The 24,345-nt window shown below is 70.8% G+C and carries 24 protein-coding genes; 12 read left to right on the top strand and 12 right to left on the bottom strand.

Annotated elements, in window-relative coordinates:
* Nucleotides 1–80 precede the first annotated feature (80 nt).
* Complete coding sequence (locus tag RT323_RS05800; protein ID WP_313405791.1) at nucleotides 81–644, top strand: hypothetical protein; 564 nt, start codon at nucleotides 81–83, stop codon at nucleotides 642–644.
* A gap of 16 nt (nucleotides 645–660) precedes the next feature.
* Nucleotides 661–1,719 carry a DNA polymerase domain-containing protein gene (locus RT323_RS05795; protein ID WP_313405790.1) on the top strand — a complete coding sequence of 353 codons (1,059 nt, stop codon included), beginning with the start codon at nucleotides 661–663 and terminating at the stop codon, nucleotides 1,717–1,719.
* Between the two features lie 12 nt (nucleotides 1,720–1,731).
* On the opposite strand, the gene RT323_RS05790 is transcribed toward RT323_RS05795, so the two are convergent.
* Entirely contained in the window at nucleotides 1,732–2,430 is a 699-nt protein-coding gene (locus RT323_RS05790) for a GAF and ANTAR domain-containing protein (RefSeq protein ID WP_313405788.1), read from the bottom strand.
* A gap of 99 nt (nucleotides 2,431–2,529) precedes the next feature.
* Complete coding sequence (locus RT323_RS05785; protein ID WP_313405787.1) at nucleotides 2,530–5,913, bottom strand: M14 family zinc carboxypeptidase; 3,384 nt, start codon at nucleotides 5,911–5,913, stop codon at nucleotides 2,530–2,532.
* A gap of 124 nt (nucleotides 5,914–6,037) precedes the next feature.
* Here RT323_RS05785 and RT323_RS05780 point away from each other — a divergent pair, with 124 nt between their 5' ends.
* A complete protein-coding gene (locus RT323_RS05780) occupies nucleotides 6,038–6,667 on the top strand; it encodes a DUF2510 domain-containing protein (RefSeq protein WP_313405786.1) in 630 nt (209 codons plus the stop codon).
* Here RT323_RS05780 and RT323_RS05775 read toward each other — a convergent pair.
* The gene (locus RT323_RS05775) at nucleotides 6,664–7,752 is read right to left on the bottom strand and encodes an ATP-dependent DNA ligase (RefSeq protein ID WP_313405785.1); all 1,089 of its coding nucleotides are present in this window, start codon (nucleotides 7,750–7,752) and stop codon (nucleotides 6,664–6,666) included. The genes RT323_RS05780 and RT323_RS05775 overlap by 4 nt on opposite strands.
* Before the next feature lie 31 nt (nucleotides 7,753–7,783).
* Between RT323_RS05775 and RT323_RS05770 the strand changes: the two genes are divergently transcribed.
* Genes RT323_RS05770 through RT323_RS05760 form a run of 3 tightly spaced genes read left to right on the top strand, consistent with a single transcriptional unit; the run spans nucleotide 7,784 to nucleotide 10,355 of the window.
* Nucleotides 7,784–8,728: an ABC transporter ATP-binding protein gene (locus RT323_RS05770; RefSeq protein WP_313405783.1), complete on the top strand. Its 945-nt coding sequence runs from the start codon at nucleotides 7,784–7,786 to the stop codon at nucleotides 8,726–8,728.
* Nucleotides 8,725–9,492, top strand: a complete 768-nt coding sequence (locus RT323_RS05765) for an ABC transporter permease (RefSeq protein ID WP_313405781.1) — start codon at nucleotides 8,725–8,727, stop codon at nucleotides 9,490–9,492. Before RT323_RS05770 ends, RT323_RS05765 begins: the two co-directional genes overlap by 4 nt.
* Nucleotides 9,483–10,355 (top strand): COX15/CtaA family protein, encoded by an 873-nt coding sequence (locus tag RT323_RS05760; RefSeq protein ID WP_313405779.1) that lies wholly within the window; start codon nucleotides 9,483–9,485, stop codon nucleotides 10,353–10,355. The genes RT323_RS05765 and RT323_RS05760 overlap by 10 nt, the downstream gene beginning before the upstream one ends.
* Here RT323_RS05760 and RT323_RS05755 read toward each other — a convergent pair.
* Genes RT323_RS05755 through RT323_RS05745 form a run of 3 tightly spaced genes read right to left on the bottom strand, consistent with a single transcriptional unit; the run spans nucleotide 10,249 to nucleotide 12,133 of the window.
* On the bottom strand, nucleotides 10,249–10,785 hold the full coding sequence (locus RT323_RS05755) for a GNAT family N-acetyltransferase (protein ID WP_313405777.1): 537 nt from the start codon (nucleotides 10,783–10,785) through the stop codon (nucleotides 10,249–10,251). The genes RT323_RS05760 and RT323_RS05755 overlap by 107 nt on opposite strands.
* Nucleotides 10,782–11,153 (bottom strand): hypothetical protein, encoded by a 372-nt coding sequence (locus tag RT323_RS05750; RefSeq protein WP_313405775.1) that lies wholly within the window; start codon nucleotides 11,151–11,153, stop codon nucleotides 10,782–10,784. The genes RT323_RS05755 and RT323_RS05750 overlap by 4 nt, the downstream gene beginning before the upstream one ends.
* A 35-nt stretch (nucleotides 11,154–11,188) precedes the next feature.
* Nucleotides 11,189–12,133 carry a heme o synthase gene (locus tag RT323_RS05745; RefSeq protein ID WP_396172071.1) on the bottom strand — a complete coding sequence of 315 codons (945 nt, stop codon included), beginning with the start codon at nucleotides 12,131–12,133 and terminating at the stop codon, nucleotides 11,189–11,191.
* 68 nt (nucleotides 12,134–12,201) lie between these two features.
* Here RT323_RS05745 and tkt point away from each other — a divergent pair, with 68 nt between their 5' ends.
* From tkt to pgl, 6 genes are read left to right on the top strand one after another with little or no spacing between them, the layout of a single operon-like run.
* A complete protein-coding gene (tkt, locus tag RT323_RS05740; protein WP_313405772.1) occupies nucleotides 12,202–14,385 on the top strand; it encodes a transketolase in 2,184 nt (727 codons plus the stop codon).
* 16 nt (nucleotides 14,386–14,401) lie between these two features.
* On the top strand, nucleotides 14,402–15,490 hold the full coding sequence (gene tal / locus RT323_RS05735) for a transaldolase (RefSeq protein ID WP_313405771.1): 1,089 nt from the start codon (nucleotides 14,402–14,404) through the stop codon (nucleotides 15,488–15,490).
* Between the two features lies 1 nt (nucleotide 15,491).
* A complete protein-coding gene (locus RT323_RS05730) occupies nucleotides 15,492–17,051 on the top strand; it encodes a glucose-6-phosphate isomerase (RefSeq protein ID WP_313405769.1) in 1,560 nt (519 codons plus the stop codon).
* Nucleotides 17,048–18,565, top strand: coding sequence for a glucose-6-phosphate dehydrogenase (zwf, locus tag RT323_RS05725; RefSeq protein ID WP_313405767.1), 1,518 nt, complete (start codon nucleotides 17,048–17,050; stop codon nucleotides 18,563–18,565). The genes RT323_RS05730 and zwf overlap by 4 nt, the downstream gene beginning before the upstream one ends.
* Nucleotides 18,565–19,473 carry a glucose-6-phosphate dehydrogenase assembly protein OpcA gene (locus RT323_RS05720; protein ID WP_313405765.1) on the top strand — a complete coding sequence of 303 codons (909 nt, stop codon included), beginning with the start codon at nucleotides 18,565–18,567 and terminating at the stop codon, nucleotides 19,471–19,473. Before zwf ends, RT323_RS05720 begins: the two co-directional genes overlap by 1 nt.
* Before the next feature lies 1 nt (nucleotide 19,474).
* Nucleotides 19,475–20,170, top strand: a complete 696-nt coding sequence (pgl, locus tag RT323_RS05715) for a 6-phosphogluconolactonase (protein WP_313405764.1) — start codon at nucleotides 19,475–19,477, stop codon at nucleotides 20,168–20,170.
* 58 nt (nucleotides 20,171–20,228) lie between these two features.
* Here the strand turns inward: pgl and RT323_RS05710 are convergent, their stop codons facing one another.
* From RT323_RS05710 to whiA, 6 genes are all read right to left on the bottom strand, one after another.
* A complete protein-coding gene (locus RT323_RS05710; protein WP_396172069.1) occupies nucleotides 20,229–20,585 on the bottom strand; it encodes an RNA polymerase-binding protein RbpA in 357 nt (118 codons plus the stop codon).
* Nucleotides 20,582–20,818: a preprotein translocase subunit SecG gene (gene secG / locus RT323_RS05705; protein ID WP_313405761.1), complete on the bottom strand. Its 237-nt coding sequence runs from the start codon at nucleotides 20,816–20,818 to the stop codon at nucleotides 20,582–20,584. The genes RT323_RS05710 and secG overlap by 4 nt, the downstream gene beginning before the upstream one ends.
* A gap of 13 nt (nucleotides 20,819–20,831) precedes the next feature.
* Nucleotides 20,832–21,629 (bottom strand): triose-phosphate isomerase, encoded by a 798-nt coding sequence (tpiA, locus tag RT323_RS05700; RefSeq protein ID WP_313405759.1) that lies wholly within the window; start codon nucleotides 21,627–21,629, stop codon nucleotides 20,832–20,834.
* Nucleotides 21,630–21,705: 76 nt separating this feature from the next.
* The gene (locus tag RT323_RS05695) at nucleotides 21,706–22,917 is read right to left on the bottom strand and encodes a phosphoglycerate kinase (RefSeq protein WP_313405758.1); all 1,212 of its coding nucleotides are present in this window, start codon (nucleotides 22,915–22,917) and stop codon (nucleotides 21,706–21,708) included.
* Between the two features lie 10 nt (nucleotides 22,918–22,927).
* Complete coding sequence (gene gap, locus RT323_RS05690) at nucleotides 22,928–23,926, bottom strand: type I glyceraldehyde-3-phosphate dehydrogenase (RefSeq protein ID WP_313405756.1); 999 nt, start codon at nucleotides 23,924–23,926, stop codon at nucleotides 22,928–22,930.
* Between the two features lie 96 nt (nucleotides 23,927–24,022).
* A partial coding sequence (gene whiA, locus RT323_RS05685; RefSeq protein ID WP_313405754.1) for a DNA-binding protein WhiA occupies nucleotides 24,023–24,345 on the bottom strand: 323 nt, incomplete at its 5' end.

Raw genomic sequence — 24,345 nt, 5'->3', positions numbered from 1 at the left:
CATTGTGACGTTAATGATTCCCCCCGTTCAACGAAGGCTCCCCTCAGTGAGGCGCGCCTCACCGCCCTACGCTGGTGATCATGCACTCCGGGGGGAACCGAATCGCGACGTCCGCACTCGTCCTGTCCGCCGTCCTGCTGCTCGGCGCCTGCGGCGACGACGACTCGTCCGAGCCGTCGCCCGCTGCCGGATCTGGTTCCAGTGCCTCCACCGGCGCGCCCAGCAGTGCCCCCGGTCCCACGTCCACGCGCGACGACGAAGCGCGTGTCCTGGCGGTCCTGGAGGCGTACTGGGACGAGCGCATCCGGGTCGAGACCTCCGGCGACTTCGCCTCGGCCGACTACGGCTCCATCATGACGGACGAAGCCGCCGAGCCGACCCTGGAGCGCTACCGCCAGCTGGCGACCGGCAACTTCCGGCGTGTCGGGAAGCCCGAGCTGCGCGATCACTCCGCCGTCGTCACCGGGGACACCGCGGTCGCGTCGGTGTGCGTCAACGAGGACGAGTGGGGTGCCCGGGCCGATGCCGAGATCGTCGAGATCGAGCCCGCGGGCTGGTACGCCGAGAGCCACCGGCTGCGGAACGTCGACGGGACGTGGCTCATCGTCGGTGACGCCGGGACACCCGACGGATTCGCCTGCTGACGCGTAGGGTCGGCTCATGGCGACACCCGCTGTCGAGATCGAGGCCGGGGGGCGGACCGTACGCGTCTCCAGCCCGGACCGCGTCATCTACGAGGCCACCGACCGCACGCCCGCGATCTCCAAGCTCGAGGTCGTGGAGTACTTCGTCTCCGTCGAGGACGGACTGATGCGGGCGCTGCGCGAACGCCCCACTACCCTGGAGCGCTGGCCCAAGGGCTACCGCGAGGACATGGTGATGGCGACGCGCGCCGACGGCCACGGCGACGCGTTCTACCAGAAGCGCGTGCCCAAGGGCGCTCCGCCGTACCTGGAGACGGTCCGCATCCACTTCCCCTCGGGGCGCCGCGCGGACGAGATCTGCCCGACCGAGATCGCCGTCGCCGCGTGGGCCGCGCACATGGGAACGCTGACCTTCCATCCGTGGCCCGTCCGGCGCGCGGACGTCGACCGTCCCGACGAGCTGCGGATCGACCTCGACCCGCAGCCGGGCACGGACTTCCGCGACGCGCAGCGGGTGGCGAAGGTCGCCAAGGAGCTGCTCGAGGAGATCGGGATCCGCGGATTCGTCAAGACCAGCGGCAACCGGGGCGTCCACATCTTCGTGCGGATCGAGCCGCGCTGGACCTTCACCGACGTCCGCCACGCGGCGCTGGCCTTCGGCCGCGAGCTCGAGCGCCGCGACGACGGCGTCACCACCGCGTGGTGGAAGGAGGAGCGCGGCGAGACCATCTTCGTCGACTTCAACCAGAACGCGCGCGACCGCACGATCGCCAGCGCCTACAGCCTGCGCCCCAAGCCCGGCGCCCCCGTGTCCACTCCCCTGACCTGGGACGAGCTGTTCGACGTCGACGACCCGCGCGCGTTCAACCTCACGACCGTGCCGGACCTGCTGGCACAGCGCGCCGACCCGTGGTCGCAGATCGACGACGTCCAGCACTCGCTGCAGACGCTGCTCGACTGGTACGACCGCGACGAGACCGAGGGCCTGGGCGAGATGCCGTACCCGCCGGACTACCCGAAGATGCCGGGCGAGCCGCGCCGCGTGCAGCCCAGCAAGGCCCGCCACGACGCCTGACGGCCATGGCGGTCAGGCCCCGGCGGGACTGTCCGTGCGCCCGAGGCTGGAACGGGTCCGCACGATCTCGTGTGCGATGTCGACGAGGCGGATGTTCTCGTCCTGCGAGCGCCGGCGCAAGAAGGCGAAGGCGACCTCAGGGTCGAGGTCGTACGCCTGCATCAGGACACCCTGTGCCTGACCGATCACGGTGCGGCTGTCCAGGGCCGCCTGCAGGCTGACCTTCGACTGCGCGTTGGCGTACGCCACGGAGGCGTGCAGGGCGAGCAGCTCGAGGACGTCGAGGTCCGCCCGGGTGAACGCGTCCCGCCGGGTGTCGTAGACGTTGAGCGAGCCGAGGCGGCGCTGCGAGGTCTCCAGGCGAGCGCTGATGACGGAGTGGTAGCCCAGCGCGGCGGTCCGCTGACCCCACCGCAGCCACCGGCCGTCCGTGGCGGTGTCGGAAACGAGGAACGAGCCGGTCTCCGTGCGGAGCGCGTCCAGGCACGGACCCTCGTCCAGCTCGCCTTGCAGCGCGTGTGCCTCGGTCACCTGCTCGGACGTGCCCACCGGTGTCTCGATGCGTCCCTTGGAGCGCAGCAGCAGGATGCCCGAGTCCTCGCCGTTCACGGCCGACCGCGCATACTCCGCGATCCGCTCGATCGCGCGGGTCGGCTCCTGGTGGACCTCTTCGGCCATCTCGACGAGCAACTGCTCGATTCGGCGCTCCATGATGTCCTCTCCACACGGCACGGCAGGGCTGTCGTCATCGTGTCACGAAAGCGGCGAGCCGCCCCGCCGAGGAGTCGGTGGGGCGGCTCGCTCGAGCGGTCAGCGGCCGCGGACCGTGATCCGCATCGCCTTCTTCGCCGACTTCACGTCGGCGTTGCCCAGGTAGGACACCGTCACCCACTTCGTTCCGGCGGCGAGTCTCGGCAGTCGCACCGTCGCCCGGCCGTCGGCGTTCACCCGCACGACCCAGGACCGCGAGCCGATCCGGATGACGGCCTTGCCGCGGGTCGAGACCCGCGGTGCTGTCACACGAACCACGATCCGCGCCCGGTCGCGCGTCGTGACCTTCTTCGGCGTGACCTTGACGGCGACCCTCGCCGTCGCCTTGGTCACCCGCAGGATCACCGGCATCGACGAGCTCGCAGCCACGTCACCGACACCCCGGTACGTCGCCGTGATCACCTTGGCGCCCACCCGGGGGAAGGCCCCCATGGCGACAGAAGCGGCGCCGGCCCGGTCCAGCGTGACCGTCCGGTGGCGGACACCGTCGACCATGATGTCGACGCGACCTGTCCCGGCCGACACGTCGCCGTCGCGGTCGACCTCGACCTCGACCCTGGCCCTGGCGCCCGCGCGACCCGCTTCGACCCTCGTCGGCGAGACGTCGAGGTCGACCGAGGCGCTCGGGACGCCCGGGGCTGCCTCGACCTTCAGCGCGACCGGCAGGGACGTGCTGGCCGCCAGCTCGGCACTGCCCCCGAAACGTGCCGTCACCAGGTGACGACCTGCTTCGGCGATGGCCGGCAGGGCGACCTCGGCCCGTCCCGTCGCGTCGATGTCGGCCGAGGCGACCGCCTCGTCGTCGACGTACACCGTGACGACGCCCTCGGGATCCGGCTGGTCGCCGGCACCGGTCGCCGTCACCTCGATCGATGCCGTGACGCCCGTCTTCCCCGCACCGATCGTGTCGCGGTCGAGCGACAGCTCGGTCGCGGACGCCGGGAGCGGCTCCTCGTAGCCCACTTCGGCCACCCACGTGCGGTAGTTCCCCTCACGTCCGGGGACGAAACCGCGCTCGACGTTGCCCCGGCTGTCGACCGCGATCCAGCGGATCTCGGCTCCCTCGGCGACGGGCAACCGCTCGCCGCCCTCACGCAGGCCGGCCGCGGCGTACATCGTCGAGTTCAGGTTGGGCACGGTGCCGTCGGTCGTGTAGAACACGCTCGCCGGCTCGTTGGTCGAGAACGCGACGTTGACCTTGCCCTCGACGGTGCTCGAGCTGACCGTCACCTCGCTCGTCGGCGACACGTCGTCCGTGTCGTGGTCGCGAGCGATGCGCAGCATCTCGATCAGGCCGTTGGAGAACTCCATCGCCTCCTGGTGCGCGCCGGCACCGGTCGGGGTCGCGGCTTCGAACGGCGGCTGGAAGGTCGTGCCGACCTCGAAGTCCCACGCGTAGATCCCGTACTTGTACCAGAGCATGTCGCCGGAGTTGCCAGCCGCGGAGTACAGGGTGTCGACGACGCGACCCGTGCGCGCCGGGGTCACCGACAGGCCACGGTGGCGCTTGATCGCCGTCAGGATGCGCGAGGACGCGCCCTGGAAGAGCGACTCCTCCTCCAGGGTCGGCTCGGGCGCGGTGATCCGGCCCGGCACGCGGTAGGCGGCGGGTGACCACATGAAGTAGTTGCCCGAGCTGTGCACGTTCATCGACCACTTCATGTTGGGACGCGCCGCGACCCAGTCGACGTTCTCCGACTCGGGCTCACTCAGCTCGGACGGACCCGCGTAGGTTCCGCTGGTGCAGTTGGCCGAAGCACCCGAGTAGCCGTCGAAGAGGCTGTACTCGTCGTAGTTGCGGTTCACGTCGACACCCCACGAGTTGCGAGCGTTGGCGTCGGTGTTGCCACCAGCCTCGCAGTGGTTCGTCATGTTCTTGCGCTGCGAGTTGAAGTCGTAGAACGAGTAGTGACCACCGTCGGGGTTGACCGACGGGAGAACCCAGATCTCGAGGTTGTCCACGAGCTCACGCGTGGGCGCGTGCGTCTCGTAGTTGCGCAGCAGGCGTTCGGCCGTCTCGATCGTCACGAGCGGCGGCACCCACTCACGGGCATGCTCCTGCGCGTAGAAGAAGACGCCCGGCTTGGAGCCGTCGCGCACCTTGCCGATCTTGATCGCGGACACCGGGTGCGGGTCGCGCGAGACGTAGTCCGGTGCCGTGAGGCCGTCGGTCAGGGTGGTGTCCGCCGTCGCCGGAACGACGCCGACGCCCTCGTTGCCCCGGTAGGTGGAGGCCGAGACGAGCTCGGCGGCCTCGGAGTCGGCGTTGATGGCGGCGGCCACGTCGGCCGCGGTGCTGGTCGCGGTGCCCTCGGCATCGGTGGCCGCGGTCACCGTGATCGCGCGCTCCTCGACCGTGACGTCGAGCGACGCGTCCGGGGTCGCCGGATGCACGACGTCGACCGTGATGCCGTTGCCGCCCTCGGAGCCGTAGGACTTCGAGTCGATCGCGACCCGGTTCGAGTCGTTCGCGCCGATCACGGCCTGGGCAGCACGCCGGTAGCCGTTCGTCCTGTTCGGCAGCTCGACGATCTCGGCCAGCGCCGGGTAGTCCTCGGCGAGCTGCTGGATGCGCTCGTACAGCTGGGTCGGGTCGAGGTAGGAGCCGACGAAGTCCTGCTGGTACCCCTCGCCCTTGAACGGATCCTCCTCGTCACCGGTGGGCAGCCAGTCCGTCACCTTCGCGATGGCGACGTCCCCGGTCGGGCTCGTGATCCTCACGCGGTCCGGACGGGTCGTCACGACCTGCTCGCCCGTCGTGGGGCTCGCGCCGCGGTGGTAGAGGTACACGCCCGCATCGACGAAGCGCGTGATGCTCTGGGTGCCGCCGGTTCCGAACTCGGTGCCGGGTCCGCTGTCCCGCTCGACCGTCAGCGCGTCCGACGCGTCCTGGCCGTTGGCCCACTTGGCCTCGACCGACAGCACGGGGACGCCGAATGACGTGAAGTACTGGGCGCGCGTGATCCTGACGTCGGAGACGTCCGGATGGGTCGCCTCGTCCTCGAAGGCCTCGTTCGCCGCGGCGGCCTCCCGAACCGTCGCGTCGCGCTCGGCGAGGGCCTCATCGGTGTCCTCGGGTGTGTAGAGCGTCTCGCCGGTGTCGAAGCCGGCCTTGCGCAGCGCCGCGAGCTCGTTCGGGGTGACGATGGCCTGGACCTCAAGGCCGTCGGGCCGACGTTCGACGCCGTGGTCGAGGTCGACGCCCGTCTCGACGAGGCGATCCAGCTCGGCGGTGTCGGGGACCGTGATCTCAACGACGGAGGGAACCTCGTCGGGCAGCCGCTCGAGGGTGACATCGGAGGTGGATGGGGTCGGCGAGGACGCCGTGGCGCTGGGGAGGGTGCCGGCAGCGATGAGGCCTGGGGCCGTCAACGCCAGGGCGAGGGCCACCGCCTTCCTGCGCAGCGAGAGTGATCGGGGCATGAGAGCTGGTCCTGTCGTGAGCAGAGGAACGGTGGTCACACCGTAGGGGTGACGGGCGTCACATGACCACCATCAGTTTCTCTTGCCCCTCCAGTCAGCCCGGCCCACCCGTATCCTCAGTGCCGTGACCCAGGACTCCGCTCCCGCCGGCTGGTACGACGACCCCGCCGGCAGTGGTGGTCGCCGGTACTGGAACGGCAGCACCTGGACAGATCGCGTCCAGCAGGGCGGTGCCGCCCGGCGCCCTTCGGCGTCCGCCCCTCGCACCACTAACCGCGAGCGCGTGCCCGAGGGCCACATTCGACTGAACGGCCAGCATGTTCGGCTCGACCAGACGAGCCTTCCGTCCACGTCCCGCCAGATCGGCCGCGGTCCGGTCGTCGGCGTCGCGGTCGCGATCGGCGTCGTGCTGTTGCTGGTCGTGTCGTCCGTCTTCGCGACGGACGGCGAGGTCGATCTGGGCGACTGGGGCGGGGCCGACGCCGCCCTGTACACGGTCGAGGTCGACTCTCGGTCCGGCACGGGCGTGGACGTGATCTGGTCCGACGGCACCGACACGTTCCAGGAGACCTCCGCCGACCCGGGCTGGAGCACCGACATCGATACGGCCTACGGGCCCGTCGAGGTGTGGGCCTCTGCGAATGACGGCCGGGACCTGGCGACATGCCGGATCATCGACGCCGAAGGAGACGTCCTGGTGGAGACCACGGCGGTCACGCCGGGCGCAACGGCGACCTGCCGCTGGGAGGACTAGAGCAGGACGTCCGCCAGGTCGTAGTGCGCGACCTCCTCGAGCTGCGCGTACGTGCACGAGCGCGGGTCGCGGTCGGGCCGCCAGCGCTTGAAGCGGGCCATGTGGCGGAACCGGGCGTGGTCGCCGTCGCCCTCCATGTGCTCGTAGCCGACCTCCACGACGAGGTCCGGACGCAGCGGGACGAACGACAGGTCCTTCGTCCCGGTCCAGCGGCTCTGGCCGCCGGGCAGCCGGCCCGAGGCCTGCGCCGCCTCGTCCTGCCACTGGTCCCACGGATGCGTCTCGTCCTCGGCCAGCCTCAGCGGCTGGAGCTCGTCGATCAGCTCGGCGCGACGCTCCTGCGTGAACGACGCCGCGACGCCCACGTGCTGGAGACGCCCGTCCTGCGCGTAGATGCCCAGCAGCAACGACCCCAGCAGCGGACGCTCGGAGGTCGAGTTCTTGTGCAGCCGATAGCCAGCCACCACGACGTCGGCCGTGCGGGCGTGCTTGACCTTGATCATCGTGCGCCCGTTCGGGGTGTACGCGGAGTCGACCTGCTTCGCGATGACGCCGTCCAACCCGGCGCCCTCGAACGTCGCGAACCACTCCTCGGCTTCGTCGGGATCCTGCGTCACCCGGGTCACGTGGACCGGCGGCTGCGCGGACGAGAGTGCCTCGACCAGCGCGGGACGACGCACCGAGAGCGGCTCGTCGAGGAACGAGCGGTCCGCCAGGGCGATGAGGTCGAACGCGACGAACGAGGCAGGCGTCTCGCGACTGAGCATCGTGACCCTCGACTCGGCCGGATGGATGCGGTTCGACAGCAGGTCGAAGCTCAGTCGGCCGTCCTGGGCGATGACGATCTCGCCGTCGAGGACGCACCGTGACGGAGTGTTGGCACGGACGGACTCGACCACGTCAGGGAAGTAGCGGGTCAGCGGCTTGCCCGACCGGCTGGCGATCTCGACTTCGTCCCCGTCGCGGAAGACGATCGCCCGGAAGCCGTCCCACTTCGGCTCGAACATCCATCCTTCACCGCGGGGAACGGCCTTGGCGGACTTGGCGAGCATCGGCGCCAGCGGTGGCATCACGGGCAGGTCCATGGGACCAAACTGCCACACCTAGAATGTTCCAGTGCCCTCCACGACGTCGACGCCAGCGGTGGAGGTTCGCGACCTCGTCATGCACTACGGCCGCCGCGACACGGTCGTCCGGGCCGTCGACGGGCTGAGCCTCACCGTCGCGCCGGGCACCGTCACCGCGATCCTCGGCCCGAACGGTGCCGGCAAGACCACGACCATCGAGACGTGCGAGGGGTTCCGCCGTCCGCAGTCGGGCACCGTGCGCGTCCTGGGCCTGGACCCCGTCGCGGACGCGGCCGCGCTGCGACCGCGGGTCGGCGTCATGCTGCAGTCCGGAGGCGCCTGGCTGGGCGTCAGGGCCGAGGAGATGCTGCGACACATGGCGGCACTCCACGCCCACCCCCTGCCGGTCGACGCGCTGGTCGAGCGGCTCGGCATGTCCGCGTTCGCTCGCACGCCCTACCGCCGGCTGTCCGGAGGCCAGAAGCAGCGGCTCTCGCTCGCCATGGCGATCGTCGGGCGTCCCGAGCTGGTGTTCCTCGACGAGCCGACCGCCGGACTCGACCCGCAGTCGCGCCGCGCCACGTGGGACCTCGTGGCCGAGCTGCGGGACCAAGGGGTCACGACCGTCCTGACGACGCACTACATGGACGAGGCGCAGGAGCTGTCCGACTTCGTCCACATCGTCGATGCCGGCCGCGTCATCTCCTCGGGCACTGCCGCCGAGCTGGTCGCCGACGGTGCTCGCAACACGATCCGCCTGCGTGCCCGCGCCGGACTCGATCTCGAGTCGCTCGCCAAGGAGCTGCCGCCCGAGTCCGCGGTGACCGAGCCCAGCGCCGGTCACTACGTGCTGTCCACCAGCGTCGATCCCGCGGTCCTGCACCGCGTGACCGGCTGGTGCGCCGCCCACGACGTCCTGCTCGAGTCCGTGCTGGTCGAGCAGCAGACCCTCGAGGACCGCTTCCTCGAACTGACCGGACGGGAACTGCGATGAGCCTGGACCTCTCCCCCGCTCCCGGCGCCGCCGCGCCCCTGCGACGGCTGCTCACCCAGACGGGGATGGAGCTGCGGTTGACATTGCGCAACGGCGAGCAGCTGCTGCTCACGTTCGTGATCCCCGTGCTGCTGCTGGTGGCGGGCTCGCGCTCCGACCGGCTCGTCGGGGGCGATCGTCCCATCGACGTCGTGGCACCTGGCGTGCTCGCCCTGGCGATCCTGTCGACCTCGTTCACGTCCCTGGCCATCGCCACGGCGTTCGAGCGGCGGTACGGCGTCCTGAAGCGGCTCGGCGCCACTCCCCTGTCCCGCGGCGGGTTGCTCGGCGGCAAAGTGTTGGCAGTCGTGCTGCTGCAGCTGGGTCAGTTCGTCGTCCTGGGTGCGCTCGCGCTGGCCCTCGGCTGGCGACCCGGTGGCGGAGTGACCGCGTGGCTGTGGCTCGTCGTCCTGGCCGTGCTGGCCACGATCGCGTTCGGCGGCCTCGGCCTGCTGATGGCCGGCACCCTGCGCGCCGAGGCCACGCTGGCCCTCGCCAACCTGGTCTACGTGCTGCTGCTCGTGGGCGGTGGCGTCCTGCTGCCCCTGGATCGCTACCCGGCCGCGCTGCAGGGCGTGCTCTCGGCCCTGCCGTCGGGGGCCCTGGGCGAAGGGCTGCGGCAGGCCTTCGTGACCGGCTCGCCCGGTACGTTCAACGTGGTGGTGCTCGCCGTGTGGGCCGTCGTGGCCGCGGCCGCCGCCGGAAGGTGGTTCCGATGGGAATGAGCGCGACCTCGCGACGCACGGTGTCGCGGGCCACGGTCGAGAAGTGGGCGTGGGCGAACCTCGTCGCCAACATCGCGATCATCCTGACCGGCGGCCTGGTCCGGCTGACCGCGTCCGGCCTGGGCTGTCCCACCTGGCCCCGCTGCACCGACGAGTCGTTCGTGCCCCACGGCGCCCTCGGTTGGCACGGCGCGATCGAGTTCGGCAACCGCATGCTGACCTACGTCCTGGTCGTCGTGGCCATCGGTGCCGTCGTCGCCACCTGGCGCTGGACCGGCGCCACCCGGACGCAGCTGCGTCTCGTGCTGGGCATCGCCATCGGGATCCCCTTCCAAGGCGTCATCGGCGGCATCACCGTCCTGACCGACCTCAACCCGTGGGTCGTCTCGCTGCACCTGCTGCTGTCCATGGCGCTCGTGGTCGCCGCGACGGTGTTCCTGGTCAGCCTGCGCGGCGGGGAGGGCACCGTGGATCCTCGCGCAGCCTGGGTCGTGCGCGCCGCCTACGTCGTCCTGCTGGCGGCGATCTACCTGGGCACGATCGTGACCGGCAGCGGCCCCCACGCGGGTGACGCCGACGCCCCGCGCAACGACCTCGATCCCGCGTGGTGGAGTCGTACGCACGCGATCAGCGTCTGGGTGTTCGTGGCCCTGACGGTCGTGGCGATCGTCATGCTGCGTGGTCAGGCACGGCGCGTGGGGCTGCTCGTGCTGGTCGCCGGGATGGCCCAGGGGCTCATCGGCTACGTCCAGTACTTCACTGATCTGCCGATCGCCCTGGTGGCGGCCCACCTGATCGGCGCGGCCGCCCTGCTGGCGCTGGCCACGTGGTGGTGGCTGACGGCGCGACCCGTCGCATCGTGAGGGTGCCCTCGGCGTCCGGCGTGCGGGTCTCGAGCTCGAACCCGCAGCCGCGGTAGAAGGCGATCGCCGGGGCGTTCTGCGCCATCACCCGCAAGGTGACGTCCCGGTCCCCCGCCTCGCCCACCACGGCGTCGACGAGACGGCGACCCAGGCCGGAGTGACGCGCCTCGGGCGCCACCCACATCGAGATCAGCTCGGGGTCCGGGTCGCCCACGACGCCGACCATCGCCACGTCGCGACCGTGCTCGTCGACGGCCAGCAGCACGCGGCGGGTCGAGATCGCCTCGCGCCACTGCCGCTCGGGCGCCTGCGCGCCCAGGACGTGGGCCGAGCAGGCGAACGCGTCGGGGTCCTCACCGAGCGCGCGCACCCGCACCTGACGCCACCGCGCCCAGTCTTCGGGCGCCAGCGGCTCGATGCGGAAGGTCACGCAGCGGGGCCGGTGTCGTGGCTGACGCGGCGGCGCATCGCCCAGGCGCCGACGATCACCAACGCGGCGCCCAGCGCCGTGCCAGCCGTGACGAGGAGCCAACCGACGACGAACAGGCCGGAGTCGTCGTCGCCGGACCAGTCGCTCCAACAGGCGGCCGCGACGCCCATGACCGCCGAGACGACGAAGGGCAGCAGGTCCGTCGAGCGAGCCAGCCAGCCGCAGGCGACGCCGACGACGAGCAGCACGACGACCAGACCAGCCACCTGGGCGACGGTGTACTGACCGTCGCCGTCGGTGCCCAGGAAGATCCACCACGCCGCGAACGTGGCGACGGCCGGCAGGAGCCAGGAGACGAGAGCGCGCATGGTGCGAGCCTACGGCCCGACGGGGCCGTTGCGCGTCACCCGATGAACGGGTCGATCGCGGCGGCGACGAACAGCAGCGCCAGGTACGCGTTCGAGAAGTGGAACAGGCGCATCGGCTTGATGACCGAGAGCTCCTCGGTCTCGCGGGCCCGGGCGCGCAGGTCGTAGGCCTCGAGCAGGAACACGATGCCCAGCAGGATCGCCATCGACGGGAAGAACCAGCCCGTGTCGGCGACCGGCCACACCAGGATGGACGTCGCGACGGTCGCCCACGTGTAGCGGACGATCTGTCGGCCGACCTCGGCCGACGGGGCGACCGAGGGAAGCATCGGGACGTCGGCGGCGGCATAGTCCTCGCGGTACCGCATCGCGAGCGCCCAGAAGTGCGGCGGCGTCCAGAAGAAGACGACGAGGAACAGCAGGACCGGCGTCCACGCGAGCTCGTTCGTGACGGCGGTCCAGCCGATGAGCGGCGGGAAGCAGCCGGCGGCGCCGCCCCAGACGATGTTCTGGGTCGTGCGGCGCTTGAGGATCATCGTGTAGCCCACGACGTAGAAGACGTTGGCGGCCAGCGCCAGCGCCGACGAGAGCCAGTTGACGGCCAGGCCGAGCCACAGCGTCGAGACGACGCCCAGCGCGAGTCCGAACCACAGCGCGTTGCGCGTGCCGACCTGGTGGCGCGGCAGCGGGCGGCGGGCCGTGCGCCGCATCTTCTGGTCGATGTCGGCGTCGACGACGCAGTTGAGCGCGTTGGCCGAGCCAGCCGAGAGCGCGCCGCCGACGAAGGTCGCCAGGACGAGCCCCAGGTCGGGCACGCCCTTCTGCGCCAGGAACATGACGGGCACGGTGGTCAGCAGCAGCAGTTCGATGATGCGAGGCTTGGTGAGCGCCACGTAGGCCGCGATCACGTCACGACGACTCGGGCGAGCGACGAGGGTGTCGTCCTCGGTCGCATGGGGTAGGACGGTCACATGGCACAGTCTATCGCTCGGCGGATAGGCTCGAGACCAGACCTCGTGCGACCAACGTGAACCCCAGGAGTGCCGCGGTGACCAACGCCCCCCGATCCACCGAACCGACGATCGACTGGTCGGAGGTGGACGACCGCGCCGTGGACACCGCCCGCCTGCTGGCCGCGGATGCCGTCCAGAAGGCCGGACACGGCCACCCGGGTACCGCGATGAGCCTGGCGCCCGCGGCGTACCTGATCTACCAGAAGCTCATGCGCCACGACCCGGCCGATCCCTCGTGGCTGGGCCGCGACCGGTTCATCCTGTCGTGCGGGCACTCGAGCCTGACCCAGTACATCCAGCTGTTCCTCGCGGGCTACCCGATGACGCTCGACGACATCAAGAGCCTGCGCACGTGGGGAAGCCAGACTCCCGGCCATCCCGAGTACGGCCACACCCCCGGCGTCGAGGTGACGACCGGCCCGCTCGGCCAGGGCGTCGCGAACGCCGTCGGCATGGCGATGGCCGCTCGTCGCGAGCGGGGCCTGCTCGATCCGTTCGCCGGCCCGGGCGAGAGCCCGTTCGACCACCACGTCTACGCGATCTGCTCCGACGGCGACCTGCAGGAGGGCGTCTCGTCCGAGGCCTCGTCGCTCGCGGGCCTGCAGGAGCTGGGCAACCTCACCGTCCTGTACGACGACAACAAGATCTCCATCGAGGACGACACGGACGTGGCGTTCACCGAGGACGTCGCGTTGCGGTACGAGGCGTACGGCTGGCACGTCCAGACCGTCGACTGGACCCACGGCGGAGGCGAGTACCGCGAGGACGTCCACGCCCTGGCCGACGCGTTCGCCGCGGCCAAGTCCGTGACCGACCGTCCCAGCATGATCGTCCTGCGCACGATCATCGCGTGGCCCGCCCCGAACGCCCAGAACACGGGCGCCGCCCACGGCTCGGCCCTGGGCGAGGACGAGATCAAGGCCACCAAGGAGCTGCTCGGATTCGACCCGGACGCCGACTTCGCGGTCGACGACGAGGTGCTCGAGCACTCCCGGGGCGCCCTCGAGCGCGGTGCCGCGGCACGTGAGGAGTGGCAGACCCGCTTCGACCTGTGGGTCGCCGCCAACGGCGAGCGCAAGGCCCTGCTCGACCGGCTGCTCGACCGCGAGTTGCCCCAGGGCTGGGACGCGGACCTGCCGGTCTACGAGCCGAACGAGAAGGGTGTCGCCACCCGCGTCGCCTCGGGCGACTTCCTGTCGGCCGCCGCGCCGCACCTGCCCGAGCTGTGGGGCGGCTCGGCCGACCTCGCCGGCTCGAACAACACCACGCCCAAGGACCAGCCGTCCTTCCTGCCGCCGCAGAACTCCACCAAGAAGTTCTCCGGCGACTACTACGGCCGCGTGCTGCACTTCGGCATCCGCGAGCACGCGATGGGCTCGATCATGAACGGCATCGCCCTGCACGGCCCGACGCGGCCGTACGGCGGAACCTTCCTGGTCTTCAGCGACTACATGCGTCCCGCGGTGCGCCTGGCCGCCCTGCAGGAGCTGCCCGTCACCTACGTGTGGACCCACGACTCGATCGGCCTGGGCGAGGACGGACCGACGCACCAGCCGGTGGAGCACCTCGCCGCGCTGCGCACGATCCCCGGCCTCGACGTGGTCCGCCCCGCCGACGCCAACGAGACCGTCGCCGCGTGGACCACGATCCTGCAGCGCCACCACCGCCCGGCTGCACTCGCGCTGAGCCGCCAGAACCTGCCGGTCTTCCCGCGCGACGGCGAGTTCGCCCCGGCGTCCCAGACCGCCAAGGGCGCCTACGTCCTGCTCGACTCCCCCACCGAGCTCGGCCGCGAGGTCCCCGACGTCGTCCTCGTGGCGACCGGGTCCGAGGTCCAGCTCGCGGTGGAGGCGCGCCGACAGCTCGCCGAGGAGGGCGTCGCCGCGCGCGTCGTCTCGATGCCGTGCCGCGAGTGGTTCGAGGAGCAGGACGCGGCGTACCGCGACAGCGTGATCCCGCCGCAGGTCCGTGCGCGGGTCGCCATCGAGGCCGCCGTGGCCTTCGGATGGCGCGAGATCGTCGGCGACGCCGGCCGCATCGTCTCGCTCGAGCACTTCGGCGCCTCGGCCTCGTTCAGCGAGCTGTACGACCGGTTCGGCATCACCGCGGCTGCCGCCGCCGAGGCCGCGCGCGAGTCCATCGAGGCCGCGCGCCACGAGGGCGGCGTGCCCGTCTTCGCCCGCCCCAGCGGACCGGTCCTTCCCGACACCACCCACTGACGACCAGGAGATCGACATGACCGAACGACTGAAGCAGCTCAGCGACGCAGGGGTGTCGATCTGGCTCGACGACCTCTCTCGCGAGCGGATCGAGACCGGCAACCTCAAGGAGCTCGTCACCAGCGGGCACGTCGTGGGCGTCACGACGAACCCGACGATCTTCGCCTCCGCGCTGGCGAAGGGCGAGCGCTACGAGAACCAGGTCGCCGAGCTGCGTGGTTCCGGTGCCGACCTGGACGCCGCGGTGTTCGCCCTCACGACGCACGACGTCCGCGAGGCCTGCGACATCCTGCGCCCGGTCTACGACGCGACGAACGGCGTCGACGGCCGGGTCTCGATCGAGGTCGAGCCCGGACTCGCGAAGGACACCGACGGCACGGTCGCGATGGCCGAGCGCCTGTGGGCCGAGATCGACCGCCCGAACGTCATGATCAAGATCCCGGCCACCCGCGAGGGCCTGCCGGCGATCGCCGCCTCGATCGCGAAGGGCATCAACGTCAACGTGACGCTGATCTTCTCGCTCGAGCGCTACCGCGGCGTGATGGACGCCTACCTCTACGGCCTCGAGCAGGCCGCCGCCGAGGGACGCGACCTGTCGATGATCCACTCGGTGGCGTCGTTCTTCGTGAGCCGCGTCGACGCCGAGGTCGACGGGCGCCTGCCCGACGACAGCCCGCTGCGCGGCAAGGCGGCGCTCGCGAACGCGCGGCTCGCCTATGCCGCGTTCGAGGAGGTCTTCGCAAGCGACAGGGCCCGCGACCTGCTCGGCAAGGGTGCCAACGCCCAGCGGCCGCTGTGGGCCTCGACGGGCGTGAAGGACCCGGCGTACCCGGACACCATGTACGTGAGCGAGCTGGTCGTCCAGGGCACCGTCAACACGATGCCCGAGAAGACGCTCGAGGCGTTCGCCGACCACGGCGAGGTCACGGGCGACACGGTCAGCGGACGCGCCGCCGAGGCCCAGCAGGTGATCGACGACCTCGAGGCGCAGGGCATCTCCTACGACGAGGTGGTCGAGAAGCTCGAGGTCGAGGGCCTGCAGAAGTTCGACGCCTCGTGGGCCGAGCTGCTCGACACCGTTCGAGCCGAACTGCACCGGGACTGACATGACCTACCGACTCCGCATCCACACACCGCTGGACGGAGCGGTGTCCGAAGCCGTGGACCAGCTCGTCACCGAGCGGTTCGCGTCGCGGCTGTTCGACCAGGACGGCACCCTGTGGGGCCCCGAGGCCGAGTCCGAGGCCTCGATCCGGCTCTCGTGGGTGAACCTGGCCGAGTCGTCGCGTCCCCTGGTCACGCGCATCGAGCAGCTCCGCGAGGAGCTGCACGGGCGCGGGATCACGCGTGTCGTGCTGTGCGGCATGGGCGGGTCGTCGCTGGCGCCCGAGGTCATCTGCGCGGCCGACGGCGTGCCGCTCGACGTGCTCGACTCGTCCCAGCCCGACATGGTGCGCTCGGCGATCCACGACCTCGAGTCGACGGTCGTCGTCGTGTCCAGCAAGTCCGGTGGCACCGTCGAGACCGACAGTCACCGGCGCATCTTCGAGCAGGCGTTCACCGACGCCGGGCTCGACCCGGCCGACCACCTGGTCATCGTCACCGACCCGGGCTCCCCGCTCGACGAAGAGGCGACGGCGGCCGGCTACCCGGTGTTCCGCGCCGACTCGCACGTCGGCGGACGCTACTCGGCACTCACGGCCTTCGGCCTGGTGCCCAGCGGCCTCGCCGGTGCCGACATCTCGCGCCTGCTCGACGACGCCGGCGAGATCGACGAGCCGCTGTCCGTCGACGACCCGCAGAACCCGGGGCTGCGCCTGGGCGCGGCTCTGGGGATCGCCGCCCGCAACGGCGTCGACAAGGCCGTCCTGGTCGACCACCAGGACCACAACGTCGGCGACTGGACCGAGCAGCTCGTGGCCGAGTCCACCGGCAAGGAGGGCACCGGCATCCTGCCCGTCGTCGCCCTCTCCCCCGCCGACCCCCTCACCGACGACGAGATCGTCGTGCACCTCGGCACGGACGACCTGCCCGACCACCCGTGGGCCGTCTCGCTCAACGGATCGCTGGGCGACCAGTTCCTGATCTGGGAGGTGGCCACCGCCGTCGCGGGCCGCCTGCTCGACATCAACCCGTTCGACCAGCCCGACGTCGAGAGCGCCAAGGCTGCGGCCCGCGAGCTGCTGGGCGGCGGCTCGCAGCTGCCCGGCCCGGACGCCGTCGACGGATCGATCGAGCTGTTCGGCTCGTCTGCCGAGTCCGTGGGGCAGGCCTTGACCGACCTGCTCGACGAGGTCGGACAGGACGGCTACCTCGCCCTGCAGTTCTACCTCGACCGCTGGGCGCTCTCGGGACTCGAGAAGCTGGCGCCCACGCTGGCCAAGCGCCTGGGACGCCCCGTCACGTTCGGCTGGGGACCTCGCTTCCTGCACTCCACCGGTCAGTACCACAAGGGCGGCACGCCGATCGGCGTGTTCCTGCAGGTCACCTGCGAGCCCGCCGAGGACCTGCCCGTCCCGGGCCGCGACTTCACTCTCGGACAGTTCATCGTGTCGCAGGCCCAGGGCGACGCCCAGGTGCTGCGCGAGAAGGGACGACCCGTGCTCCGACTGCACCTGCGCGACCTGGAGCCCGGGCTCGCCACGATCAAGGACGCCCTCGCGTGAGCCCCAACCCGCTGCGCGACCCGCGCGACCGCCGCCTGCCCCGCATCGCCGGACCGTGCACGATCGTCATGTTCGGTGTCACGGGTGACCTGGCCCGCAAGAAGCTGATCCCCGCGATCTACGACCTCGCCAACCGCGGCCTGCTGCCGCCGGGCTTCGGCCTGGTCGGCTTCGCGCGTCGCGACTGGGGCGACGGCACGTTCGCGTCGCTGCTCAGGAAGGCCGCCAAGGCCGGTGCCCGCACCGAGTGGAGCGAGACCGTCTGGAAGCAGCTGGCCGCGGGCATCAAGTTCGTCCCGGGCCAGTTCGACGACGACGACGCGTGGGAGGAGCTGGCGAAGACCCTGACGAAGCTCGACGAGCGCCAGGGCACCGGCGGCAACCACGCCTTCTACCTCTCCATCCCGCCGGGGCTGTTCCCCACCGTGGTGTCGAAGATCGACGAGCACGGCCTGGCCAAGCCCGGGGCCGGCTGGCGCCGGGTCGTCATCGAGAAGCCCTTCGGGCACGACCTCGAGTCGGCCAAGGAGCTCAACCAGCTCATCAGCAACGTCTTCGAGTCCGAGTCGGTCTTCCGCATCGACCACTACCTGGGCAAGGAGACGGTGCAGAACATCCTGGCCCTGCGCTTCGCGAACCAGATGTTCGAGCCCGTGTGGAACGGCAACTACGTCGACCACGTCCAGATCACGATGGCCGAGGACATCGGCATCGGGTCACGTGCGGGCTACTACGACGGCATCGGCGCTGCGCGCGACGTCATCCAGAACCACCTGCTGCAGTTGTTGGCGCTGGTCGCGATGGAGGAGCCGGTCGCCTTCGACGCCGCCAGCCTGCGCGCCGAGAAGCAGAAGGTGCTGCGCAGCGTCCGCCTGCCCGACGACCTCGACCACCACACCGCGCGGGCCCAGTACGTCGAGGGCTGGGCCGGCGGCCAGCCGGTCGTCGGCTACCACGACGAGGAGGGCACCGACCCCAAGTCGCTCACCGAGACGTTCGCGGCGCTGCGACTGGACATCGAGACCCGCCGCTGGGCCGGGGTCCCCTTCTACCTGCGCACCGGGAAGCGACTGGGCCGGCGCGTCACCGAGGTGGCCGTCGTCTTCAAGAAGGCACCCCACCTGCCGTTCGAGAACATCGATGTCACCGAGCTGGGCCACAACGCCCTCGTGATGCGCATCCAGCCCGACGAGGGCGTCACCATGCGGTTCGGCGCCAAGGTGCCGGGCACGACGATGGAGATCCGCGACGTCAACATGGACTTCGTCTACGGCGGCTCGTTCGTCGAGAGCAGCCCCGAGGCGTACGAGCGGCTGATCCTGGACGTGCTGCTGGGCGACCCGCCACTGTTCCCCCAGCACCGCGAGGTCGAACTGTCCTGGCAGATCCTCGACCCGGTGATCGAGCACTGGTCGCGCAAGCGCTCGATCGACACGTACGCCGCCGGCACGTGGGGGCCGCAGTCCGCGATCGACATGCTGGCCCGCGACGGCCGCGTCTGGAGGCGACCCTGATGGACCTGACCCTCGAGGACACGAACGCCTCGTCCGTCGCCAAGGCGCTGACGAAGGGCCGATCCCTGGCGGGCAGCCCGGCGATGGACATGGCGCTTACCCTGCTGATCGTCACCGACGACGACAACGTCGCCGAGGCCATGCGGGCCGCCACCGTCCTGCAGCACGAGCATCCCTCGCGCGTCCTCGGGGTGATCCTGGGCGACGGCCGAGGGAAGCCGCGACTCAATGCCCGCGTCCGGGTCGGGGCGGGCTCGCCCGGCGAGTCCGTGCTGCTGAGGATGTCGGGTCCCCTCGTCAAGCACGCCGAGTCGGCCGTGCTCCCGCTGCTGCTGCCCGACTCCCCCGTCGTCGCGTGGTGGCCGGGCGTCGGCCCGCTCGAGCCGTCGCTCGACCCCATCGGGCGGCTGGCGCGGCGCCGCCTCACCGATGCCGAGCGCACGCCCGCGCCGGTGCAGTGGCTGCACAAGCTGGCGCCGGGCTACGAGCCCGGTGACACCGACCTGGCCTGGACCCGCCTGACGCTGTGGCGGGCACTGCTGGCGGCGGCGTTGGACCAGACGTCGGGCAGCGCGACCGGCGGCCGCATCCTGGCCGACGACATCAACCCCGTGGCGGTCCTGCTCAAGGCGTGGCTCGAGTGCCGTCTGGGCGTGCCGATCGAGTTCGTCGACGACGACTCCGGGTCGCAGATCCAGCGCGTCACCCTGTTCACCGACGTGGGCGACATCGACATCCGCCGCACGGACGAGATGTCCTGTGAGTTCAGCGTGCCCGGGTCCTCCCCGCGCGTGGTGCCGATCCGGCGCCGTGAGATCGCCGAGCTGCTGGCCGAGGACCTGCGCCGGCTGGACGCCGACGAGATCTACGGCGAGACCCTGCAACACCTCGACAACGGAGTGAGCTGACATGGCGATCGAGGTCTTCGACACACCCGACCTGCTGGCCCAGGCCGTCGCGCGACGGCTCGCGACCCGCGTGACCGAGGGCGTCAGTGCCGGCCGCACGCCCACGATCGTGCTGACCGGCGGATCCATCGCCACGCGGATCTATGCCGAGCTCGCGCACGACGCCGACTGGCGCGCCGCCGAGTACTGGTGGGGCGACGAGCGCGTCGTCCCCGAGGGCCACGAGGACCGCAACGACCGACAGGCGCGCGAGGGGTTCCTGGACCGGTTCGACGTCCCGGCCGAGCACGTGCACGCGATGCCCGCCCATGGCTGCGACGAGTCGATGGCGCAGGCCGCCGATGCGTACGCGCAGACGCTGCCCGAGGAGCCGTTCGACGTCGTCCTGCTGGGAGTCGGCCCCGACGCCCACATCGCGTCGCTGTTCCCCGGCCACCCGCAGGTGCACGAGACGCAGCGGCGCGCCGTGGAGGTGTTCGACTCCCCCAAGCCGCCCCCGCAGCGCATCACGCTGACGTACCCGGCGCTCAACCGCACCCGGGCAACGTGGTTCGTCGTCGCGGGCGAGGACAAGGCCGAGGCTGTCGCCAAGGCGATCGGCGGCGCCCCGATCGAGCAGGCCCCGGCCGCCGGCGCCCGCGGGCTCGAGGAGACCGTCTGGTTCCTCGACCGCGCCGCGGCGTCGAAGCTGTCCTGACCCCCGGCACGACGAAGGCCCGCCACCGTGACGGTGGCGGGCCTTCGCGCTGACGGACTCAGAAGATGATCTCGCCGGTCTTGCGCTTGGAGCGCAGGGTGTCGAGGGCTTCCTTGAGGATGTCGGCGGCCTCGGTCTCGGAGCGGCGCTCCTTCACGTAGGCCAGGTGCGTCTTGTAGGGCTCGATCTTCGGCGCGTCCGGCCGGTTGTCCGAGTCCATGCTGGCGGGCATGCCGCACTTGGGGCAGTCCCACTCGACGGGGACCTCGGCCTCGACCGAGAAGTTCAGCGTCATCGAGTGGTCGTTCGTGCAGAAATAGGTGATGGCCTGACGCGGGGCGGCTTCGCCACGCTCGGCCTCGCCCATGGGGCCCGAGCCGATGCGGCTGCCGCGAATGGCACCGGCCGCCATCAGTTGCTGACCTTCAGCAGGAGCCCGAGCGCGAAGATGCACACCGCCCAGACCACCGCCACGCCGATCGTGATGCGGTCGAGGTTGCGCTCGGCGACGGAGGAGCCGCTGAGCGAACTGGAGACGCCACCGCCGAACATGTCGGACAGTCCGCCGCCTCGCCCCTTGTGCATGAGCACGAGGACGATCATGAGCACACTGCTCAGGGCGAGCAGTACGGAGAACGCGATGATCACGTCTCTCCCTTCGTCAGGACCCCGCGAGGTCGGGCATGTCGTGGAATCGGGCGATCCCGGCGAACTCCTCCGCGACCAGGCTGGCCCCGCCGACGAGTGCTCCGTCGACGTCGGGCTTGGCCATGATCGCGGCCACGTTCGCCGCCTTGACCGATCCGCCGTAAAGGATACGGGTCTGGTCCGCCGCCTCGGTACCCCAGGTCTCGGCGAGTCGCCCGCGGATGGCCGCGCACACCTCCTGGGCGTCCTCGGGCGTCGCCACCTCGCCGGTGCCGATGGCCCACACGGGCTCGTACGCGACGACCAGGCCCGCGACCTGCTCGGCCGTGAGACCGGCCAGCGAGCCGTCGACCTGACCGAGCGTGTACGCGACGTGCTCACCTGCTTGGCGGACCTCGAGGCCCTCGCCGACGCACACGATCGGCGTCATGCCGGCCGCGAGCGTCTTGACCGCCTTGGCGTTCACGAGCTCGTCGGACTCGCCGTGGTGCTCGCGGCGCTCGGAGTGCCCCACGACGACGTACGAGCAGCCGAGCTTGGCCAGCATCGCCGCCGAGATCTCGCCGGTGTAGGCGCCGCCGTCGTGCGCGGACACGTCCTGGGCGCCGTAGCCGATCGGCAGCTTGTCACCGTCCACGAGCGTCTGGACGCTGCGCAGGTCGGTGAACGGCGGGACCACGACGACCTCGCTCTTGGCGAAGTCGTGCTTCTTGTCCGACAGGGTCCACGCCAGCTTCTGGACGAGGACCACCGCCTCCTGGTGGTTCAGGTTGGACTTCCAGTTGCCCGCCATCAGCGGTGTTCTCGTCATGCCGCCACCGCCTTGGAAACAGCACAGTCTGGCAGTGCCGGCATGCCCGATGTCATGTTCACTCGCTGGCGCTCGCTCATGACCCCTCCTCCAGGACGGACAGGCCCGGCAGCGTCTTGCCCTCGAGGTACTCGAGGCTGGCGCCGCCGCCGGTCGAGATGTGGCCGAACTGGCTGTCCTCGAAGCCCAGCTGGCGCACCGCCGCGGCGGAGTCACCGCCGCCGACGACCGACAGCCCGTCGACCTGGGTGAGCGCCTCGGCCACCGCACGCGTCCCGGACGAGAACGCCGCCATCTCGAACACGCCCATGGGGCCGTTCCAGAAGACCGTGCGCGCCCCGCGGACGACCTCGGCGAACGCGGCCGACGAGTCGGGTCCGATGTCCAGGCCCATCTGGTCGTCGGGGATCGCGTCGATCGCCACGGTGGTGGCCGGTGCGTCGGCCTTGAACTCGGGAGCGACGACGACGTCCGTCGGCAGCACGATCGATACGCCCATCTCGTCGGCGCGGTCGAGGTAGCCCTTGGCCACGTCGATCTGGTCCTGCTCGAGCAGCGACGTGCCGACACCGTGACCCTGCGCCGCGAGGAACGTGAAGACCATGCCGCCGCCGATCACGAGGGTGTCGGCCTTGGTCATGAGGTGATCGATGACGCCCAGCTTGTCGGACACCTTCGAGCCGCCCAGCACGACCGCGTACGGCCGCTCGGGGGACGCGGTGAGTCGCTGCAGGACCTCGACCTCGGCCTGGACCAGTCCCCCGACCGCGGAAGGCAGTCGCGAGGCGATGTCGTAGACGCTGGCCTGCTTGCGGTGGACCACGCCGAAGCCGTCGGACACGAAGACGTCGGCGAGCTCGGCGAGCCGGTCGGCGAACGCACCACGCTCGGCGTCGTCCTTGCTGGTCTCGCCCGCGTTGAAGCGGACGTTCTCGAGCAGGGCGACGTCACCGTCGTTGAGCTCGGCGGCCGTGCGCTGGGCGTCGACGTCCACCGTGTCCGCCGCGAAGCGGACCGGCTGTCCGAGCAGCTCGCTCAGGCGGGCGGCAACCGGCGCCAGCGAGTACTGCGGGTCGGGCTCGCCCTTCGGCCGGCCCAGGTGCGCCACCACCAGGACGCGCGCGCCCAGGCCGATCAGCTTCTGGATCGTCGGCACGCTGGCGCGCACCCGGCCGTCATCGGTGATGGTGGCACCGTCGAGCGGCACGTTCAGGTCGCTGCGGACCAGGACGCGCTTGCCCTTCAGGTCACCGCCCACCTCGTCCAGCAGATCGTCGATCGTCTTCACGGACAGGCCCTCAGAGGGACGAGCCGACGAGGGACGAGAGGTCGACGAGGCGGTTGGAGTAGCCCCACTCGTTGTCGTACCAGCCCACGACCTTGACCTGGTCGCCGATGACCTTGGTCAGCGGCGCGTCGAAGATGCAGGAGGACGGGTCGGTCACGATGTCGGTCGAGACGATCGGGTCCGTGTTGTACTTCAGGAACCGCGAGCCCTCGGCCGCGGCGCGGACGATCTCGTTGATCTCCTCGACCGACGTCTCACGGCTGGCCGTGAAGGTCAGGTCGGTGGCCGAGCCCGTCGGAACCGGCACACGCAGCGCGTAGCCGTCGAGCTTGCCCTTGAGCTCGGGCAGCACGAGCGAGACGGCCTTGGCCGCACCCGTCGAGGTGGGGACGATGTTCAGGGCGGCGGCGCGGGCGCGACGCAGGTCCTTGTGCGGGGCGTCCTGCAGGTTCTGGTCCTGCGTGTAGGCGTGGATCGTGGTCATCAGGCCACGCTCGATGCCGATGCCGTCGTTGAGGGCCTTGGCCATGGGCGCGAGGCAGTTCGTGGTGCACGAGGCGTTCGAGATGATCGTGTGCGAGGCCGGGTCGTACAGGTCGTCGTTGACGCCCATGACGATCGTGATGTCCTCGTTCTTGGCCGGGGCCGAGATGATGACCTTCTTCGCGCCGCCGTCGAGGTGCGCCTTGGCCGCCGTGGCGTCCGTGAAGAAGCCGGTGGACTCGACGACGATGTCGACGCCGACCGAGGCCCAGTCGAGCTTCGCCGGGTCGCGCTCCTCGAAGGCGGTGATCTTCTGATCGCCCACGTGGATCGCCGTGTCGTCGAAGTTCACGTCGGCGTCGAGGCGGCCCAGGATCGAGTCGTACTTGAGCAGCGTGGCGAGCGTCTGGTTGTCCGTCAGGTCGTTGACGGCCACGATCTCGATGTCGGACCCGGCGGCACGCGCCGCACGGAAGAAGTTGCGGCCGATGCGGCCGAAACCGTTGATACCTACGCGAACAGTCACGGGAAACTCCTGAGGTGCCGGGTGGGACTCGCTTACGCCCTCACCCTACCGAGGCCGTCCCCCGCTGGACACCGGGTATCGGCCGGGCGAGACGGCTCAGCCGTCGGCGAGCTGGTCGGGGTTGAGCCCGGCCTCGGTGTCGTCGATGCCCAGGTCGTGGGCCCGCTTGTCCGCCATCGCCAGCAGGCGCCGGATGCGGCCGGCGATCGCGTCCTTCGTGAGCGCGGGCTCGTGCAGCTGGCCGAGCTCCTCGAGGCTGGCCTCACGGTGCTGGACGCGCAGCTGGCCGGCCAGGCGCAGGTGGTCGGGGACGTCCTCGCCGAGGATGTCCAGGGCGCGCTGGGCACGGGCGCCGGCAGCGACGGCGGCCCGCGCTGAGCGACGCTGGTTCGCGTCGTCGAAGTTCGCCAGGCGGTTGG

It is taken from the genome of Aeromicrobium sp., assembly GCF_032084975.1.
Taxonomy (GTDB): Bacteria; Actinomycetota; Actinomycetes; order Propionibacteriales; family Nocardioidaceae; genus Aeromicrobium.
This window is presented reverse-complemented; position numbering and strand designations above follow the sequence as displayed.